The organism is Streptomyces sp. NPDC004266 (genome assembly GCF_042874095.1).
GTDB lineage: Bacteria > Actinomycetota > Actinomycetes > Streptomycetales > Streptomycetaceae > Streptomyces.
The window spans coordinates 514,751-531,675 of sequence record NZ_JBIAMM010000003.1 but is presented as its reverse complement, the minus strand read 5'-3'; the positions used below and the strand labels follow the sequence as shown (position 1 = coordinate 531,675).

Annotated in this window: 17 protein-coding genes; 8 read left to right on the top strand and 9 right to left on the bottom strand. The window is 74.8% G+C overall.

The genetic code is table 11. The annotated features are described in order from the left end of the window. Positions 1-29 precede the first annotated feature (29 nt). On the top strand, positions 30-2,123 hold the full coding sequence (locus ACFYUZ_RS10485; RefSeq protein WP_389307526.1) for a restriction endonuclease: 2,094 nt from the start codon (positions 30-32) through the stop codon (positions 2,121-2,123). A gap of 226 nt (positions 2,124-2,349) precedes the next feature. Here ACFYUZ_RS10485 and ACFYUZ_RS10480 read toward each other — a convergent pair whose 3' ends face one another. Further along, on the bottom strand, positions 2,350-3,738 hold the full coding sequence (locus ACFYUZ_RS10480) for an NAD(P)/FAD-dependent oxidoreductase (RefSeq protein ID WP_389307524.1): 1,389 nt from the start codon (positions 3,736-3,738) through the stop codon (positions 2,350-2,352). A 100-nt stretch (positions 3,739-3,838) separates the two neighbouring features. On the opposite strand from ACFYUZ_RS10480, the gene ACFYUZ_RS10475 reads away from it, so the two are divergent. The 3 genes from ACFYUZ_RS10475 to ACFYUZ_RS10465 are packed head-to-tail and all read left to right on the top strand — an operon-like array spanning position 3,839 to position 5,558. After that, positions 3,839-4,720 carry an aminoglycoside phosphotransferase family protein gene (locus tag ACFYUZ_RS10475; RefSeq protein WP_389307522.1) on the top strand — a complete coding sequence of 294 codons (882 nt, stop codon included), beginning with the start codon at positions 3,839-3,841 and terminating at the stop codon, positions 4,718-4,720. Between the two features lie 19 nt (positions 4,721-4,739). Beyond that, a complete protein-coding gene (locus tag ACFYUZ_RS10470) occupies positions 4,740-5,219 on the top strand; it encodes a GNAT family N-acetyltransferase (RefSeq protein ID WP_389307520.1) in 480 nt (159 codons plus the stop codon). A 9-nt stretch (positions 5,220-5,228) separates the two neighbouring features. Further along, a complete protein-coding gene (locus ACFYUZ_RS10465) occupies positions 5,229-5,558 on the top strand; it encodes a hypothetical protein (RefSeq protein WP_030691147.1) in 330 nt (109 codons plus the stop codon). Between the two features lie 3 nt (positions 5,559-5,561). On the opposite strand, the gene ACFYUZ_RS10460 is transcribed toward ACFYUZ_RS10465, so the two are convergent. Continuing rightward, complete coding sequence (locus ACFYUZ_RS10460) at positions 5,562-6,566, bottom strand: zinc-binding dehydrogenase (protein WP_389307518.1); 1,005 nt, start codon at positions 6,564-6,566, stop codon at positions 5,562-5,564. Positions 6,567-6,624: 58 nt separating this feature from the next. Then, positions 6,625-7,812, bottom strand: coding sequence for an FAD-dependent oxidoreductase (locus ACFYUZ_RS10455; RefSeq protein ID WP_389307516.1), 1,188 nt, complete (start codon positions 7,810-7,812; stop codon positions 6,625-6,627). A gap of 99 nt (positions 7,813-7,911) precedes the next feature. Here ACFYUZ_RS10455 and ACFYUZ_RS10450 point away from each other — a divergent pair, with 99 nt between their 5' ends. After that, entirely contained in the window at positions 7,912-8,577 is a 666-nt protein-coding gene (locus ACFYUZ_RS10450) for a pentapeptide repeat-containing protein (RefSeq protein WP_389307514.1), read from the top strand. Between the two features lie 81 nt (positions 8,578-8,658). Here the strand turns inward: ACFYUZ_RS10450 and ACFYUZ_RS10445 are convergent, their stop codons facing one another. Genes ACFYUZ_RS10445 through ACFYUZ_RS10435 form a run of 3 tightly spaced genes read right to left on the bottom strand, consistent with a single transcriptional unit; the run spans position 8,659 to position 11,055 of the window. Beyond that, complete coding sequence (locus ACFYUZ_RS10445) at positions 8,659-9,159, bottom strand: hypothetical protein (protein ID WP_389307771.1); 501 nt, start codon at positions 9,157-9,159, stop codon at positions 8,659-8,661. A gap of 58 nt (positions 9,160-9,217) precedes the next feature. Then, the gene (locus tag ACFYUZ_RS10440; protein ID WP_389307512.1) at positions 9,218-9,874 is read right to left on the bottom strand and encodes a response regulator; all 657 of its coding nucleotides are present in this window, start codon (positions 9,872-9,874) and stop codon (positions 9,218-9,220) included. Beyond that, positions 9,871-11,055, bottom strand: a complete 1,185-nt coding sequence (locus ACFYUZ_RS10435; RefSeq protein WP_389307510.1) for a sensor histidine kinase — start codon at positions 11,053-11,055, stop codon at positions 9,871-9,873. The genes ACFYUZ_RS10440 and ACFYUZ_RS10435 overlap by 4 nt, the downstream gene beginning before the upstream one ends. Before the next feature lie 132 nt (positions 11,056-11,187). Between ACFYUZ_RS10435 and ACFYUZ_RS10430 the strand changes: the two genes are divergently transcribed. After that, on the top strand, positions 11,188-12,129 hold the full coding sequence (locus ACFYUZ_RS10430) for an ATP-binding cassette domain-containing protein (RefSeq protein WP_389307508.1): 942 nt from the start codon (positions 11,188-11,190) through the stop codon (positions 12,127-12,129). After that, on the top strand, positions 12,129-12,935 hold the full coding sequence (locus ACFYUZ_RS10425) for an ABC transporter permease subunit (RefSeq protein ID WP_389307506.1): 807 nt from the start codon (positions 12,129-12,131) through the stop codon (positions 12,933-12,935). The genes ACFYUZ_RS10430 and ACFYUZ_RS10425 overlap by 1 nt, the downstream gene beginning before the upstream one ends. A gap of 68 nt (positions 12,936-13,003) precedes the next feature. Here the strand turns inward: ACFYUZ_RS10425 and ACFYUZ_RS10420 are convergent, their stop codons facing one another. From ACFYUZ_RS10420 to ACFYUZ_RS10410, 3 genes are all read right to left on the bottom strand, one after another. Beyond that, positions 13,004-14,209, bottom strand: coding sequence for an FAD-dependent monooxygenase (locus ACFYUZ_RS10420; RefSeq protein WP_389307504.1), 1,206 nt, complete (start codon positions 14,207-14,209; stop codon positions 13,004-13,006). A 106-nt stretch (positions 14,210-14,315) separates the two neighbouring features. Next, a complete protein-coding gene (locus ACFYUZ_RS10415; RefSeq protein WP_389307502.1) occupies positions 14,316-14,936 on the bottom strand; it encodes a response regulator in 621 nt (206 codons plus the stop codon). Further along, positions 14,936-16,102 carry a sensor histidine kinase gene (locus ACFYUZ_RS10410; RefSeq protein ID WP_389307500.1) on the bottom strand — a complete coding sequence of 389 codons (1,167 nt, stop codon included), beginning with the start codon at positions 16,100-16,102 and terminating at the stop codon, positions 14,936-14,938. Before ACFYUZ_RS10410 ends, ACFYUZ_RS10415 begins: the two co-directional genes overlap by 1 nt. Positions 16,103-16,367: 265 nt before the next feature. Here ACFYUZ_RS10410 and ACFYUZ_RS10405 point away from each other — a divergent pair, with 265 nt between their 5' ends. Further along, entirely contained in the window at positions 16,368-16,904 is a 537-nt protein-coding gene (locus ACFYUZ_RS10405) for a heme-binding protein (RefSeq protein WP_389307499.1), read from the top strand. Positions 16,905-16,925 lie beyond the last annotated feature (21 nt).

Here is a 16,925-nt window from a genome sequence, read left to right as displayed (position 1 = left end):
GGTGTCGGGGTCGTGGGAGGGGTGCGCGGATGAGTCGGCGTTCCGGTGGGCTGATCGGCGTGTGGGCCGAGCAGCAGCGGGTGGCGCAGAGGCAGCGGGAAGGACAGCACCAGGCGGTGCTGCGGCAGCAGCGGGACGCCGAGCGGGCGCAGCGGGCGTACGAGCGGGACGTCGCCCGGACGCAACGGGAGCAGCGCGCCGCCTACCGGCAGCAGCGGGACGCCGACGCCCTGCGGCGCACCCGCGAGTTGGAGGAGCAGGTCGCCCTCCTGGAGGGGCTGCTCGCGGCCGGCTGCCGCGCGCCCGCCTTCTCCGTGGAGTCCCTGCGCCGCGCCGAGGACGTCGAGCCCTTCTCGCCCGGCCCGCTCGCCGAGCCCGTCGCCATGCCCGATCAGCGCTTCTACCAGCCGCAGTCCGCCTGGACGCCCTCCGGGCGCGCCCAGGCCGAGCGGGACGCGCGGGCCCGGTTCGAGCACGACTGGTACGCGGCACAGGCCGCCGAGGCGCGGAGGGTCGAGCAACTCGCCGCGTACCGACGGGAGTACGACGCCTGGGCGGCCGCCCGGCTCGCCGAGATACGCGCCCACAACAGCGGGATCGACGGGACCGGCGAGGCCCTGCGGAGCGGGGAGGCCGGCACGGTCGTCGAGTACTTCTCCGCCGTGCTGTTCGCGTCGACCGCCTGGCCCGAGGGGTTCCCCCGCGAGGTGTCGGCCGCCTACGACCGGGCCGGGCGCGGGCTCGTCCTCGACTGGGACCTGCCCGGGTACGAGGTGGTTCCGGAGGCCAAGGGCGTCAAGTACCTGCCGAGCACCGACCAGGAGAAGGAGGTCCCCCGGCCGGTGACGCAGCGGCGGGCGCTGTACCGGGACGTGCTGGCGCAGAGCGCGCTGCTCGCGGTGCGGGAGCTGTTCGCCGCGGACCGGTTCGGGGCGCTCGACGGGGTGGCCCTGAACGGGTACGTGAGCGGGGTGGACCCGGCGACGGGCCTGGACGCGCGGGTGTGCGTGGCGTCCGTGGTCGTGGAGCGGCAGGCCTTCGAGCGGCTGAACCTGGAGCTGGTGGGGGCCGTGGAGTGCCTGACGGGGGCGCTCGGGGGCCGTCTGTCGGCGAAGCCCGAGGAGCGGGTGGCGGTGGAGCCGCTGAGGGTGCCGGGCCAGGTCGGGTCGGACGTGGTGTTCCAGGGGGACGGCGAGGAGCCGGACCTGCTCGCCATGGACCCGATCGCCTTCGAGGGGCTCGTGGCCGAGCTGTTCCGGGCGCGGGGCCTCCAGGCGGTGACGACGCAGCGGTCGGGCGACGGCGGGGTCGACGTGGAGGCGCTGGATCCCGATCCGATCAGCGGCGGGTCGATCGTGGTGCAGGTGAAGCGGTACCGGAACACCGTGCCGCCGAGCGCCGTACGGGATCTGTTCGGGACCGTGCAGGACAAGGGGGCCAACAAGGGCGTCCTCGTCACGACGTCGAGGTTCGGTCCGGGCTCGTACACCTTCGCCAACGGCAAGCCGCTGACGCTGATATCGGGGACCGAGCTGGTGGACCTGCTGCACCAGCACGGTCTGCGGGGCCGGCTTGGCGGGGCCGCCCCGGCGGCGGCGCCCGTGGCCGCGCCCGTGTCCGCTCCCGCCGAGGCCGCCGAGGGCTTCAACCTGCTCGGGATGGTGTGGTCGGGGGCCGCCGCCCTCGACGTCTGCGCGCTGGTCTGCGCCGGGAACCGGGTCCTCGGCGACGAGTGGTTCGTCTTCTTCAACAACCCCGCGACGCCCGACGGTTCGGTCGCCGTGGTGGCGGCCGCGCCGGGGGACCGCGCGGCCGTGCGGGTCGGCTTCGACGCGCTGCCCGCGCGGGCGGACCGGCTGGTCCTGGTGGCGGCCGTGGACCCGGAGGTGAACCCCGACGCGGATCTGGGCGGGTTCACGGAGGCCGGGATACGGCTGCGGGACGACTCGGGCGCCGAGCTCGACCGGCTGGAGGTGTCCGACGGGCGGCCGGGGGAGAAGGCGCTCGTCCTCGGGTCGTTCCGCCGGCGGGCCGGCGGGGACTGGGACTTCGTCCTCGGCGGGAAGGGGTACCGGGGCGGCTTGGAGGAGCTCGTGGGGGACTTCGGGATCGAGGTGGAGTAGGTCCGTTCGCCGGATGGGGGCCGCGCCTGCGTGAGGGGCACGCCTGCGTGAAGGGGCGCGCCTGTGTGAAGGGCCGCGCCTGTGTGAAGGGCCGCGCCTGCGTGAAGGGGCGCGCCCTCACGCAGGCGGGACCCTCACGCGGCGCCCCTGCGTGCGGGCCCCTTACGCGGCACGCGGCGCCCTCACGCAGGCGGGCCCCCACACGGCGCCCCGCCCGACGCCTCTCTCAGCGGCCGCTCAGGCGGTTCGCCAGGAGGGCCACGCGGTCCGTCGTGGCCGTGTGGGTCGTGGTCTCGCGGCGGTCGGCGCCCCGGAAGGCGGCGTACATGGTCTGGACGCCGAGCCAGCGCAGCGGTTCCGGCTCCCACTTGCGGACCCTGTGGTTCACCCACGGCAGGGCCGTGAGGTCGGTGGGGCCCGACTGGCCCGAGTCCTGCTGGATCAGGTCGCGGAGGGTGCGGGCCGCGAGGTTGGCGGTGGCGACGCCGGAGCCGACGTAGCCGCCGGCCCAGCCGAGGCCGGTGGAGCGGTCGAGGGTGACGGTGGCGCACCAGTCGCGGGGGACGCCGAGGACGCCGGACCAGGCGTGGTCGATCCGTACGCCGGCGAGCTGCGGGAAGAAGCGGATCAGGATCTCGCGGAGGGCTTCGATCGTCTGCGGCTGGGTGCGGCCGTCGTTGTCGGTCTTCGAGCCGAAGCGGTACGGGACGCCCCGGCCGCCGAGCGCGATGCGGCCGTCGGCGGTGCGCTGGGCGTACATGTAGGCGTGGGCCATGTCGCCGAGGGTCTCGCGGCCGGCCCAGCCGATGGACTCCCACTGGGCGTCGGTGAGGGGCTCGGTGGCGATCATCGAGGAGTTCATGGGGAGCCAGGTGCGGCGCTGGCCGGCGAGGGAGGCGGTGAAGCCCTCGGTGCAGCGCAGGACGTACGGGGCGCGGACGGTGCCGTACGGGGTGACCGCGTGCTTCGGCTTGATCTCGGTGACGGGGGTCGACTCGTGGATCGTGACGCCGAGGGCCTCGACGGCCGCCGCGAGGCCCTGGACGAGCTTGACCGGGTGGAGGCGGGCGCCGTGCGGGGTCCAGGAGGAGCCGACGGCCCCGGCGACGCGGACGCGTTCGGCGGTCTCGCGGGCGCCGTGGAGCTCGCGGTCGGTCTCGCCGAAGGCGAGCTCGGCGGCGTGGAAGGCCTTGAGGCGGGCGAGCTGGGCGGGGGAGAGGGCCACCTCCAGGACGCCGCCGCGGTGCTGGTCGGCGTCGATCTTCTCGGCGTCGCAGACGTCGAGGACCTCGGTGACGGTGGCGTTCATGGCCTGCTGGAGGCGGACGGCGGCCTCGTGGCCGTGGAGCCGGGCGTAGCGGTCGCGTCCGGCGATGCCGTTGTAGAGCCAGCCGCCGTTGCGGCCGGAGGCGCCGTAGCCGCAGAACTTGGCTTCGAGGACGGTGATGTTGAGGAAGGGGACGGCCTTCTTGAGGTAGTAGGCGGTCCACAGTCCCGTGTATCCGCCGCCGACGATGCAGACGTCGGCGCCGGTGTCGCCGGGGAGCGGTTCGCGGGGCGCGGGGGCGCCCTCCTGCGCGTACCAGAACGATATTCCGCCGTTGACCGTGCTCATGTGTATCCCTCTTCCGGGTGCGTGGGCGGGAGGTTACCGGTGGCGCGGGTTCCGTGGATACGGGGTCGATCGGCGGGCGTTCGGCGTCTAGGGTCGTCGGGTGATCCGCGTACCGGAGGAACTGGCCCGTTCGCAGGTGAAGTACAACGGCGAGGCCGGGCGGCTGTTCGTCGACGGGCTGCCCGGGCGGGCCGAGGAGTTCCTGGGGCGGTGGGGGCTGCGGGTCACCGGGCCCTCGATGCACGGGGTGGCCTCGCTGGTGCTGCCGGTGGAGCGGGACGGTGTGCGGGCCGCCCTCAAGATGCAGCTCCTCGACGAGGAGACGGAGGGGGAGCCCGTCGGCCTGCGCGTCTGGGACGGGGCGGGCGCGGTGCGGCTCCTCGATCACGACGCCGCGACCGGGACGATGCTCCTGGAACGGCTCGACGAGGCCCGGCCGCTGTCCACGGTCGCGGACACCCGCGAGGCGCTCGGGATCGTCGCGGACCTCCTCGCCCGGCTCGTCGCCGTCCCCGCCCCGGAGGGGCTGCGGACGCTCGCGGACATCGCGGCCGGGATGCTCGCCGAGGTCCCGGAGGCGACGGCCCTGCTCGGCGCGGACGACGCGGCGGTGCTGCGGGACTGCGCGGCGGCCGTACGGGAGGTGGCGGGCGAGCCCGGCGACCGGCTGCTCCACTGGGACCTGCACTTCGGGAACGTCCTGGCGGGCGGGCGGGAGCCCTGGCTGGCGATCGACCCGAAGCCGCTGGCGGGGAACCCGGGCTTCGACCTGCTCCCGGCCCTCATGGACCGCTTCGATCCGGACGAGGCGCTGTGGCGGTTCGACCTGCTCGCCGAGGTCGTGGGGGACCGGCGCCGTGCCGTGGCCTGGACGCTGGGCCGGGTCCTGCAGAACGGCCTGTGGGACGTCGAGGACGGCGAGCCCGGCCTCGACCCCGAGCAGGTCGCCCTCGCGCGGATCCTGCTGGCCAGAAGGGCCTGACCCGGGGCAGGCTGGGCCCATGATCCGTACAGCCACGCCCGACGACGTCCCCGTCGTCCACGCCCTGATCCGTGACCTCGCCGCATACGAGAAGGCCCTCGACGAGGTCCGTGCGACCCCCGAACAGCTCCACGAGGCCCTGTTCGGCGAGCGGCCCGCCGCCTATGCGCACATCGCCGAGACGGAGACGGGCGAGGCGGTGGGCTTCGCGCTCTGGTTCCTCAACTTCTCGACCTGGCGCGGGGTCCACGGCATCTACCTGGAGGACCTGTACGTCCGCCCGGAGGCCCGGGGCGGCGGCCACGGCAAGGCCCTGCTGCGCGAGCTGGCCCGCATCTGCGTCGAGCGCGGCTACGAGCGCCTGGAGTGGTCGGTCCTGAACTGGAACAAGCCCTCGATCGACTTCTACGAGTCCCTGGGCGCCCGTCCGCAGGACGAGTGGACGGTCTACCGGCTGACGGACGGGGCCCTGGCGGAGCTGGGCGGAGCGACGGTGTAGGAAGGGGGCATGGACATTGAGCAGCGGTTCCAGCGGATCACCGGCTTCATCGAGGCGCGGCTGACGCCGCTCTTCGACCCCGCCAACGGCAGCGACCACGGATTCGGCATGGACGACACGTCGCGGGCGCTGCGCGCCCTGCGCTACACCGTGCAGGCCGCGTCGGCGGTGAACGGGCTGGTGGAGAAGCGGGAGACGGCGCCGGAGCTGCGGCAGGTCGTCGACCAGGCGCTGGAGCACAACTGGGACGTGCTGCGCTCCATCGCCCGGATGTGGGAGGACCACCCCGACTTCACGAAGGAGTTCAAGGCGCACTCCTGGGACGTGCTGGGCGTCTGACCCTCAGGGGACGAGCACCACCTTGCCGGTCGTGCCCCGGTTCTCCAGGGCGCGATGGGCCTGCGCCGCCTGCGCGAGGGGGAAGCGGTGGACCGCCGGGCGCAGCGTGCCGGTGGCCGCGGCGTCGAGGGCGGCGAGTTCGAGGGTGCGGATGTCGCCGCCCGCCTTCTGGATCATGACGGGGCCGAGGACGGACTCCGAGGTGATCCCGCGGGCGGTGAGCTCCTCCTCGGTGAAGGTGAGCGGTTCGCCGTCGTGGAGTCCGGCTCCGGACCAGCCGAAGACCAGGTGTTGCCCGCCCTTGCCGAGCAGGTCGACGGCGGCGCGGCCGGTGTCGCCGCCGACCGAGTCGAAGACGACGGTCGCGGCGCGGTTCCCGGCGGTCAGGTACGCGCGGACCTTCTCCGGCCAGTCCGGCAGCTTGTAGTCGACGGCCAGGTCGGCGCCGTTCGCCTCGACGAGGGCGACCTTCGCGGGACCGCCGGCGAGGCCGATGACGGTGGCGCCGGCGTTCTTGGCGTACTGGACGAGCAGGGTGCCGATGCCGCCGGCGGCGGCCGGGACGATCGCGACCGAGTCGGGTCCGAGTTCGGTGAACCCCAGGATGCCCAGGGTCGTGCGGCCGGTGCCGATCATGGCGACGGCCTCCGCCTCGCCGAGGTGGTCGGGCAGGGCGTGCAGGCGGGCGGCGTCGGTGACGGCGAGTTCGGCGTAGCCGCCGGGGTTCATGCCCAGGTGGGCGACGACGCGCCGGCCGAGCCAGGCCGGGTCGGTGCCCTCGCCGAGGGCGTCGACGGTGCCGGCGACCTCGCGGCCGGGGATCGTGGGGAGCGCGGCGGGCGCGGGGAAGGGGCCCGTGGCGCCCTCGCGGAGGGCGGTGTCGAGGAGGTGCACGCCGGCCGCCGCGACCCGGACGCGGACCTGGCCGGGGCCCGGCTGGGGGTCGGGCGTCTCCTCGTAGGTGAGGTTCTCGGCGGGGCCGAAGGCGTGGAGGCGGACGGCGTGCATGGCGTTCCCCTGTCGTCGTACGGGCGGGCGGGTGCGGTGACGCGACCAGCCTCCGACCTCAAGCGCGCTTGAGGTCAAGGCCGTGCTTGTGGCGGCGGCCCACGAGGTCCGCGCGCAGGGCCAGTGACACCGCCTCGACCGCGCTCGTGAACGACACCTCCGAGAGCACCCCCGGCGCCGCCACCTGGTCGCCCGCCAGGTACACCCCGTCGCCCCGGTCGACGGCCGGCCGGTCGCGCCAGGTCGTGCCCGGCCGGTCCACCGCACCCGTACGGCCCTGGGAGACGGACTCCCGCCGCCACACCGTCCGCTCCCGCCAGCCGGGGAAGCCGAGGTCGAGGAGCCGCTCCGCGTGGGCGACGCCGTTCGCCTTCGACGCCTCGGGGCCGATCGGCAACTGAGCCTGGAGCAGCTGCTGCCCCGCCGGGGCCAGCGAGGGGTCCTGCGCCGTGAACCGTTCGATCCAGCCGGGCGCGTCCAGGTCGGACACCACGAACGGATCGCCCTTCCGGGTCCGCAGCGCCAGGTCGAACAGGACCGTGCGGCCGCTCTCCCAGGTCACCGACGGGTCGCCGAGGAGCCGGGCGGCGGCCGGCAGGGCGGTCGCGACGATCACGGGACCGCCGCCGAGCGGCAGGGAGTCGACGCGGGACGAGGTCTCGATCCGCACGCCCAGCTCACGCGCGCGCGTGGCCATCCGCTCGATCAGCTCGCCCCAGCCGCCCCGGACGTAGTGCGCCTCGGGCGGCAGGGCCGCGGCCCGGTGCAGCCGCTCCTGCACGAAGCGGGCCGAGAGGGAGCCGGGGTCGTGGTGGAAGAGCGCGACCCCGCTGTACGCCGCGGCCACGCGCGCGGTGCGCTCGCCCGCGAGCCCGGTGGCCCAGGTGCGGAAGTCGAGGTCGACGGGGGCCTGTTCGGGGCCGCGGCGGGCCTGACGGAACAGGCTCAGCGGCGGGGTGCGGCGCACGGCGCCGTCGAGGTGGACGCGGAACCGGAGTGCCTCGGCCGTCGGCAGCACGGCGAGCGGGGGGACGAGACCCCGCTGCTCCAGCCAGGTCCAGTGGGGGCCGCCGTTGTAGAGCGCGTGCGGGCCCTCGTTGGTGCGGTACGGGCCGTCGGCGGTACGGCCCCGGCCGCCGAGCGTCCGGTGCGCCTCGTGGAGGGTCACCTCGGTACCGGCCTCGGCGGCCGTGATGGCGGCGGTCAGTCCGGCGAAACCGCCGCCGATGATCGTGAGCTTCCGCATGTCCGTCTCCCTCGTGTGGTCCTTGTACGGGGGACGAAGGGCGGGGCCGGGGACGTGACATCGGGGGCGTTGTCAGTGGCGCACGTCACGATGGGGTGCATGGCGAATCGGCAGAAGAAGGTGGCGGGGGCACGGCGGCCGGAGGTGCGGCTGCCCCCGCTGGAGGCGTACGGGGGCGGGCTCGACCCGGACGGGGACTACGACGGCCTCGAACTGGCCGGGCTCGACCTGACGGGCCAGTCGGGCGAAGGGGCCCGGTTCCTGGACTGCGCGCTGCGGGAGTGCGGGCTCGACGGCACGCGGCTCACGGGGGCGCGGTTCCTCGACTCGGTGCTGACGGGGGTACGGGGGGTGGGCACCGAGCTCGCCGGGGCGCAGCTGCGGGACGTGGAGCTCGTGGAGGCGCGGCTCGGCGGGGCGCAGCTGCACGGGGCGGCCTTGGAGAGGGTCGTCGTCCGGGGCGGCAAGAGCGACTACCTCAACCTGCGGGCGGCGAAGCTGAAGGACGTCGTCTTCGAGGGGTGCGTGCTGAGCGAGCCGGACTTCGGGGGCGCGGTCCTGGAGCGGGTCGAGTTCGTGGACTGCGTGCTCACGGGCGTGGACTTCACGGGGGCGCGGCTCACGGACGTGGACCTGCGGGGGGTGCAGCGGCTGGAGATCGCGCGGGGGGTGGAGTCCCTGGCGGGCGCGGTGATCTCCGCGGCGCAGCTCCTGGACCTGGCGCCGGTGCTGGCGGCGCGGCTGGGGGTGCGGGTGGAGGACTGACCCCGCGCGGCGGCGGTGGGCCAGCGCCGGCCGGGGCGGGGCGGGGCGGCACCGCCCGGCCCGCCCCGCCCCGTGTGGCGGCTAGGGCAGCCGGGGGAAGCGTGACTGGAGGGTCCAGATCGTCGGGTTGTCCGCCAGGCCCTCGTGCATGTCCGTGAGGTCCGCGATCAGGTCGTGCAGGAAGTCCCGTGCCTCGCGCCGCAGTTCGGCGTGGTTGAAGGTGACCGGCGGCTCGTCCCCCGGCATCCAGTCGGCCTCGACGTCCACCCACCCGAAGCGCCGCTCGAAGAGCATCCGGTCCGTGGACTCGGTGAAGTCGAGCTCCGCGTACTGCGGCTGCGCGGCGCGGCTGCCGCGCGGGTCCTGGTCGAGCTGCTCGACGATGTCGCACAGGGCCCACGCGAAGTCGAGCACCGGCACCCACCCCCAGGCCGTGGACACCTCGCGGTCGGTTTCCGTGTCGGCGAGGTACACGTCCCCGCAGAACAGGTCGTGGCGCAGGGCGTGGACGTCCGCGTGGCGGTAGTCGGTCTGCGGCGGGTCGGGGAAGCGACGCGAGAGGGAGTAGCCGATGTCGAGCACGGGACCGATGGTGTCACGGCGCCAGGCCGTCCCGTGCGCGAGGACCACCGGCCCGTCCTCACGGCACCAGCCCCGTCTCGTACGCGAGGATCACCAGTTGCACCCGGTCGCGCGCGTCCAGTTTGGAGAAGAGGCGCGCCACGTGCGCCTTCGCGGTGGCCGCGCTGATGTGGAGCCGGTCGGCGATCTCGCCGTTCGACAGGCCCCGGCCGACGAGGGTGAGCACTTCCCGTTCGCGTTCGGTGACCCCGTCGAGTCCGCGCGGGGGGCGGCGTACGGGGTCGGGCCGTGCCGCGAACTCCTCGATCAGGCGGCGCGTCACGCCCGGTGCGATCAGGGCGTCGCCGGAGGCCACCACCCGGATCGCGGCGAGGATGTCGTCGAGGGCCATGTCCTTGACGAGGAAGCCGCTCGCGCCGGAGCGGAGCGCGCCGTACACGTACTCGTCGTCGTCGAACGTGGTGAGGACGAGGACCCGGGGCGCGCCGGGGCCCGCCGTGACGATCCGGGTGGCCTCGATGCCGTCCATGCCGGGCATCCGTACGTCCATCACCACCACGTCGGGCCGGAGGTCCCGGGCCAGCGCGACCGCCTCCGTGCCCGTGCCCGCCTCGCCGACCACCGCCAGGTCGGGGGTGTCGGCCATGAGGACGCGCAGCCCGGCCCGGACCAGGGGCTGGTCGTCGACGAGGAGGACGCGGATCTGCGGGATCACGGCGTGCGGGTTCCTTCCGGGAGGCCGGCGGGCAGCGGCAGCAGCGCGGAGACGTGGAAGCCGCCGCCGGGCCGGGGCCCCGCGGTGAGGCTGCCGCCGAGGAGCGCGGCGCGTTCGCGCATCCCGACGAGACCGTAGCCGCCCCCGGGGGCCGCGCCGGCGGCGCCGCCGGCGCGGCCTTCGTCGGCGATCTCGACGAGCAGGGTGTCGGTGCGCCGCTCCACCGTCACCCGGCAGGTGGGCACGGCCGCGTGGCGGACGACGTTGGTGAGGGACTCCTGCACGATCCGGTACGCGGCGAGGTCGACCTCCGGCGGGAGCGCCGCGTCGGGGTTGCCGAGGTGCCGCAGTTCGACCCGTACCCCCGCGGCGGCCGTGGACGCGGCGAGCCGGTCCAGGTCGGCGAGGCCGGGTGCCGGGTCGCGCGGCGCGGGACGGCCGTCGGCTGCGGCGCCCCGCAGCGCGCCCAGGGTGCGGCGCAGCCCGGCGAGGGTCTCCCGGCTGGTGGTCTCGATGGTGGCGAGCGCGTTGCGGGCCTCGGCGGGCTGGGTGTCGATGACACGGCGGCCGACACCCGCCTGGATGGCGATGACGCCGATGCTGTGCGCGACGACGTCGTGCAGTTCGCGGGCGATCCTGAGGCGTTCGGCGGCGACGGCCTCGGCGGCGGTCGCGGCGCGCAGTTCGGCCGTGTGGCTGCGCCGATCACGTACGGACCGGCCGAGGAGCCCGGCGGTGAGCAGGGCGAGCGCGAGGGCCACGACGGTGCTGACGAAGACGTCCTGCCCGGAGGTGGTGTACGTCGCCGCCGCGATCTGTACGACGAGTGCGCCGAGGGCGGCGGGCAGCAGGATCCGGAGCGGGCGCGTGGCGGCGATCCGGCCGACGACGGCGTCGGCGGCGAGCACCGGGAGGTAGAGGAGCACGGCGTCCGGCCGGGTGGTGGCCGCCGTGAACAGCCCGGTGAGCAGCAGCCCGAGGGCGGCGATCGGGTTGCGGCGGGCCAGGGGCAGGGTCAGGCCGACGGCGACGGCGGTGAGGAACAGCCGCAGCCCGGTGGAGCGGTACGGGCCGGTCCGCAGGGCCGTGAGGAGCAGGAAGGGGTGTGCGACGGCCGCGCCCCAGGCGAGGGCCGCCGGTGTCCGCCCGCGGGCGGGACGGTCGGTCGTGGTGGCGGGCATGAGCGTGATCGTAGGCGCGGCCGTCCGCGGGGGCATCGGCCCACGGGCGTACGCCCCCGGGCCGTTCCTTCGCCCGTGTCGTGGCCGCCGGGCCGATGTGCCGGGGGGTGCCGGGCGGCCACTGTGGGCCGCATGATCGAAGTCCACGAACTGACCAAGCACTACGGCCGGGGCCGGGGCCCGTCCCGCCTCGGGGGCTCCGCTTCCGGTCGCCTCGCCGTCGACCGGTTGGGCTTCTCCGTGAAGCCCGGGCGGGTGACCGGGTTTCTCGGGCCCAACGGGGCCGGGAAGTCGACGACCCTGCGGTTGATCCTGGGGCTCGACGAGCCGACGTCCGGGACCGCCACCGTCGGCGGGCGGCGCTTCCGGGAGCTGCCGCGCGGGCTGCGGGACGTCGGGGCGCTGCTCGACGCGCACGACGTGCACGGCGGCCGGACCGCCGAGGCCCATCTGGCGGCGCTGGCCCGCACCAACGGCATTCCCCGCCGCCGGGCCGCCGAGGTCCTCGACGAGGTCGGGCTCGCCGAGGCGGGGCGGCGCCGGATCGGCGGCTACTCGCTGGGCATGAGACAGCGTCTCGGGATCGCCGCCGCGCTGCTCGGCGATCCTCCCGTGCTGCTCTTCGACGAGCCGGTCAACGGCCTCGACCCGGAGGGCGTGCTGTGGGCGCGGGGGCTCTTCCGGCGGCTCGCCGCCGAGGGGCGGACGGTGTTCGTCTCCAGCCATCTGATGAGCGAGATGGAGCACACCGCCGACGACCTCGTCGTCATCGGCCGCGGCCGGCTCATCGCGGCCGAGAGCGCGGCTGCCTTCGCCGCCCGCGGCACCCGCCGGAGCGTGACGGTGCGGACGGTCGATCCGGCGGCCGCCCGGGGCCTCGCCGATGCCCTGGAGGCAGCGGGCGCCACCGTACGGCGGGAAGAAGGGCGCCTCGCCGTGACCGGGGCCGACACGGACCGGGTCGGTCTCCTCGCCTTCCGGCGGGGCGTCCCGCTCGCCGAACTGACCGCGCGCGCCTCCTCCCTGGAAGAGGCGTTCATGGAGCTCACCGCCGACAGTGTGGAGTACCGCTGATGCCGGACGCCCGTTTCCGTGACCTGCTCGCAGCCGAGTGGATGAAGCTGTGGTCGCTCCGCTCCACGCCCTGGGCGTTCGCCGTCGGCGCGGTCGCCGTCCTCGGCGTCAACCTCAACGCGACCCTCGCCGACTACCGCAACTATCCGGACTACTCGGACGGCATCAAGGAGCTCTTCGTGCCGATCTGGGCGATGCGGGACGCGTTCACGCTCGGCGGGGCGATGGTGTTCGTCCTCGCGACCGGCTCGATCGGCGCGCTGATGATCGTCGGCGAGTACGGCACCGGCCAGATCCGTACGACCTTCGCGGCCGTCCCGGCCCGCCGGTCGGTCGTCGCGGCGAAGACGCTGGTGCTCGCCGCCGTGATGCTGGCGTACGGGGCGCTGGTCGCCGTGGTCTCCTTCGCCGCCACGCAGGCCGTGCTCGACGGCCGGGGCGTCGGCATGGCGATCGGTGACGAGGGCGTGGCGCGGGCCGTCGCCGCGTCGGCGCTCCTCGCGCCGGTGTGCGCGCTCGCCGGCTTCGGGATCGGGGCGCTGCTGCGGCACACGGCGACGACGATCGTCTCCCTGACCGGTGTGCTGCTCCTGCTGCCGGCCCTGATGGACGAGCGCAACCGCTGGGGCGCGACGTTCCTGCACGCGCTGCCGCAGGGCGCGTGGAAGCGGCTCACGGAGGTGGGGGTGTCGCCGGTGCCGGTGGACCACCCGTGGACCGCGGGCGGGGCGTGGACGGTGTACGCGGCCTGGGCGGTGGGCGGGGCGGTGGTGGCCTTCCTCGCCGTCCACCGCCGGGACGTGTGAGCCGGTACGGACGGGTGAGCCGGTACGGGCGTGTGAGCCGGTACGGACGGGTGAGCCGGTACGGGGGGTCAGCGGCGGCCGTGCACCGCCCGCGCCACCCGGGGGCCGAGCCAGCGCTTGAGCCGGCGCAGGGCCTCCAGCTGCTCGGCGGCCCGGTCGATCCGGTAGTACAGCTGCGGCGGGACGTGCGGCAGCAGCGGCGAGTGGCGCTGGCCGAGGAGCGCGAACATCTTGGCCGGCTCCAGGCTCATGTAGCGCGGCAGGTTCTCGTACCACTGGGCGCTGTAGCGGGCGGCGCTCTGCGCGGAGACGAGTTCGGCGCGGCGCCGCTCGCCGTACGCGGTGAGGGCGGCGTCCAGGTCGCCGGGGGCGCGCAGGGCGCCCGCGAGGGCGAGCGCGTCCTCCAGGGCCAGGGTGGTGCCCGCGCCGATGGAGTAGTGCGTGGTGTGGGCGGCGTCGCCGAGGAGGACGAGGTTGCCGCGGTGCCAGACCCGGTTGGTGAGGGTGCGGAAGGTCAGCCACTGGGCGGCGCCGTCGGCGCGTTCGCGGCCGATCAGCTCGTGTCCGTCGAGGAGGTCGTGGAAGAGCTTCTCCAGGAGGTTCAGGCTGTCGGCCTCGCCGCGCGTGTCGAGGCCGAGCCCGGTCCAGGTCTCCGGGGAGCATTCGACGACGCAGGTGGAGCGCTCGCCGCTGAAGCCGTAGGCGTAGCACCAGATCCAGCCGTGCTCGGTCTCCTTGAAGGCGAAGCTGAAGGAGTCGAAGACCTTGGTGGTGCCGAGCCAGATGTAGTGGTTGCGGCCGCTGGTGACCTCGCTTCCGAAGTGGTCGGCGTGCGCTTCGCGGAGCACACTGTTGACGCCGTCGGCGGCGACGACCAGGTCCGCGCCCGTCAGTTCGGGCGCGTCGGGGCCCGCGATGTCGTGCTCGAACCGGACCCGCACGCCGAGCTCCTCGGCGCGGTCGGCGAGCAGCGCGAGCATCCGGCGCCGTCCGATGCCGAAGCCGGCGTCGCCGCGGTGGACGGTCCGTTCGTCGCGGACGATGGCGATCCCGTCGGTCCAGGTCACGGACGCCTCGGCGACGGCCGACGCGGACTCGGGGTCACCGGCGCGCAGCTTGTCGAGGAGCCCGGCCCAGTAGGTGACGCCCCAGCCGTACGTGGAGCCCTCGGGGTTCCTCTCGTACACGGCGATGTCGTGGGACGGGTCCTGCCGCTTCAGCAGGATCGAGAGGTAGAGGCCGGCGGGTCCGCCGCCGACGATCGCGAGCTTCACGTGCGCTCCCACTGAGACATGACACCGTGCGGTCGAGTGACGACGCACGGTAGCAGTGGGGGGTCGTCCGGTGCCCGGGAACGGCGCCGGGGACCAGCCCAACGGGCTACGGCAGCAGGCGGCGCTCCTTCGCCACCGCGACCGCGCCGGCGCGGGTGTCGACGCCGAGCTTGGCGTAGATCCGGCCGAGGTGCGTCTTCACGGTCGCCTCGCTGATGAACAGCGCCCGCGCGATCTCCCGGTTGCCGAGGCCGCGCCCCAGCTGGCCGAGGATGTCCCGCTCCCGGTCGGTGAGCGAGGGGCCCGCCGCGCCCCGCATGCGGTCCATGACCCTGCTGGCCACCGGCGGGGAGAGGGCCGTGCGGCCCTGGGCGGCGGAGTGGATCGCGGCGAACAGCTCCTCGGGCCGCTCGGCCTTCAGCAGGTAGCCCGTCGCGCCCGCCTCGATCGCCCGCGTGATGTCCGCGTCCGTGTCGTACGTGGTGAGGACCAGGACGTGGACGCCGGTGGGCGCGATCCGCCGGGTCGCCTCCACGCCGTCGATGCCCGCGCCGAGCTGGAGGTCCATCAGGACCACGTCCGGCCGCAGCTTCGCCGCCATCGCGACGGCCTCCTCGCCGCTGCCCGCCTCGCCCACCACCTCGATGTCGGGGGTGCTGCCGAGCAGCGCGAGCAGACCGGCGCGGACGACGACGTGGTCGTCGCAGAGGAGGATCCGTACGGACATCAGGACTCCAGGGTGAGCGGGATCGCGGCGGAGAGCACCGTGCCCTCGCCCGGGGTGGACTCGACCGTCAGGGTGCCACCGAGCTGCTGGGCGCGCACCCGCATCGCGGGCAGGCCGTGGCCGCGCTCCGCCTGCTCGCGGGCGAGCGCCGGGTCGAAGCCGCGGCCGTCGTCGGCGATGTCCAGGACCACCTGGTCGTCGAGGTAGGTGAGGGTCAGGGCGGCGGAGTCGGCGCCGGCGTGCTCCCGGATGTTGGCGAGGGCGCCCTGCGCTATCCGCAGCAGCGCCGACTGCGCCCTGTCGGGCAGCGGCACGGCGATCCCGTCGATCCGGAAGGCCGCCGACTCGCGGGCGGCGAGGGAGCGCAGCGCCTCCTCCAGGCCGCCGCCTCCGGCGAGGTCGACGGGGGCGAGGTCCTGCACGAAGCGGCGGGCCTCGGCGAGGTTGCGTTCGGCGATGGACTCGGCGGTGCGGACGTGCCGGCGGGCGGCGGCCGGGTCGGTGTCCCAGAGCCGGTCGGCGGCCTGGAGCAGCATCTGCTGGCTGGACAGGCCCTGGGCGAGGGTGTCGTGGATCTCCATGGACAGCCGCTGGCGCTCCGCGAGGGTGCCCTCGCGGCGTTCGATCGCGGCGAGTTCGCGGCGGGTCCGGATCAGGTCGTCGATGAGTGCCCGCTGCCGGGCGGCCTGCCGGTCGGAGTGGACGAAGACGCCGGTGGCGAGGGCGGCGACGGCCGGCGGGGCGACGATCAGGTTGGGATCCCAGCCGCCGTGCGAGAGCTGGACCTGCGCGAAGACCACGAACGCGGTGAGCAGGGCGACCAGGCCGAGCGCGGCGCGCGGCGGGAGGGTGCGCAGGCCCGTGTAGAAGAGCGGCACCGCGCACCAGGCGAAGCTGGGCGCGAGGACGACGAGGAGGACCCAGACGGCGACGACCGTGCCGAGCCAGGCGATCCGGCGCGGGGTGGCGCGGGTGCCGAGCACCGGGCCGAGGAGGTAGAGGGAGGCGAGCGCGCCGGTGAGGGCGATGATCCAGGGGCTGCGGGGCTCCCACGCGTGCCGCAGCAGGAAGCGGGCGAGGGAGGCGCCGAGCAGCAGGAAGAACGCGATGTGCATGACCCGTGCGAGCCAGCGGGCGTCCGGGTCGTGCTCCGTGGGCCGGGTCACCGTGCCGCCTCCCTGCCGTCCTGACCTGGGTGTACCCGTCCATGGTGGCCCGGAGGGACCAGGGGGGCATCAACCGATCGGCTGACAGGCCCGTCGTCCGGTGTGCGCGCGGAGGGCAGCCGGACCGTGGACCGGGGGGCGCCGGTTCCGCCCGGAGGATGGAGGCAGAGCGAAGGACGGACCGGGCGGGGCGAGAGACCCGGCGGGCCGCTCCGGGCTCGAAGGTTTCTCCTCCTCTCTCCTCCTCACCTCCACGGAGTCCCTCATGAAGAAGATCCTCCTCGGTGCCACCGCCGCCGCTGTCGTCGCCGCCGGTACCTTCGGCGTGGTCTCCGCGAACGCCGCCGCCCCGGCCGCCGCTCCCGCCGCCGTCATGGCCGACGCGGACAACGGCAATCTGCAGACGTCGACGCACCTGACGATCGAGGCGGCCGTCAAGGCCGCGCGGGCGGCCCTCGACGCGGCCGAGCAGGAGAACCAGCGGGTGTCGGTCGCGGTCGTGGACCGCAACGGCAACACCGTCGTCACCCTGCGCGGCGACGGCGCGGGCCCGCAGTCCTACGAGTCGGCCGTGAAGAAGGCGTACACCGCCGTCTCCTGGAACGCCCCGACCTCCGTCCTCGCGGGCCGCCTCACGAACGCGCCGACCCTGAAGGACATCCCCGGCACCCTCTTCCTCGCCGGCGGCGCCCCGGTCACCGCCAAGGGCGCCCCGATCGCGGGCATCGGCGTCGCCGGCGCCCCCTCGGGCGACCTCGACGAGAAGTTCGCCCAGGCCGGCGTCGCCTCCCTGGCGAAGTAACGCCCCCAGCCGGTGGTGGCG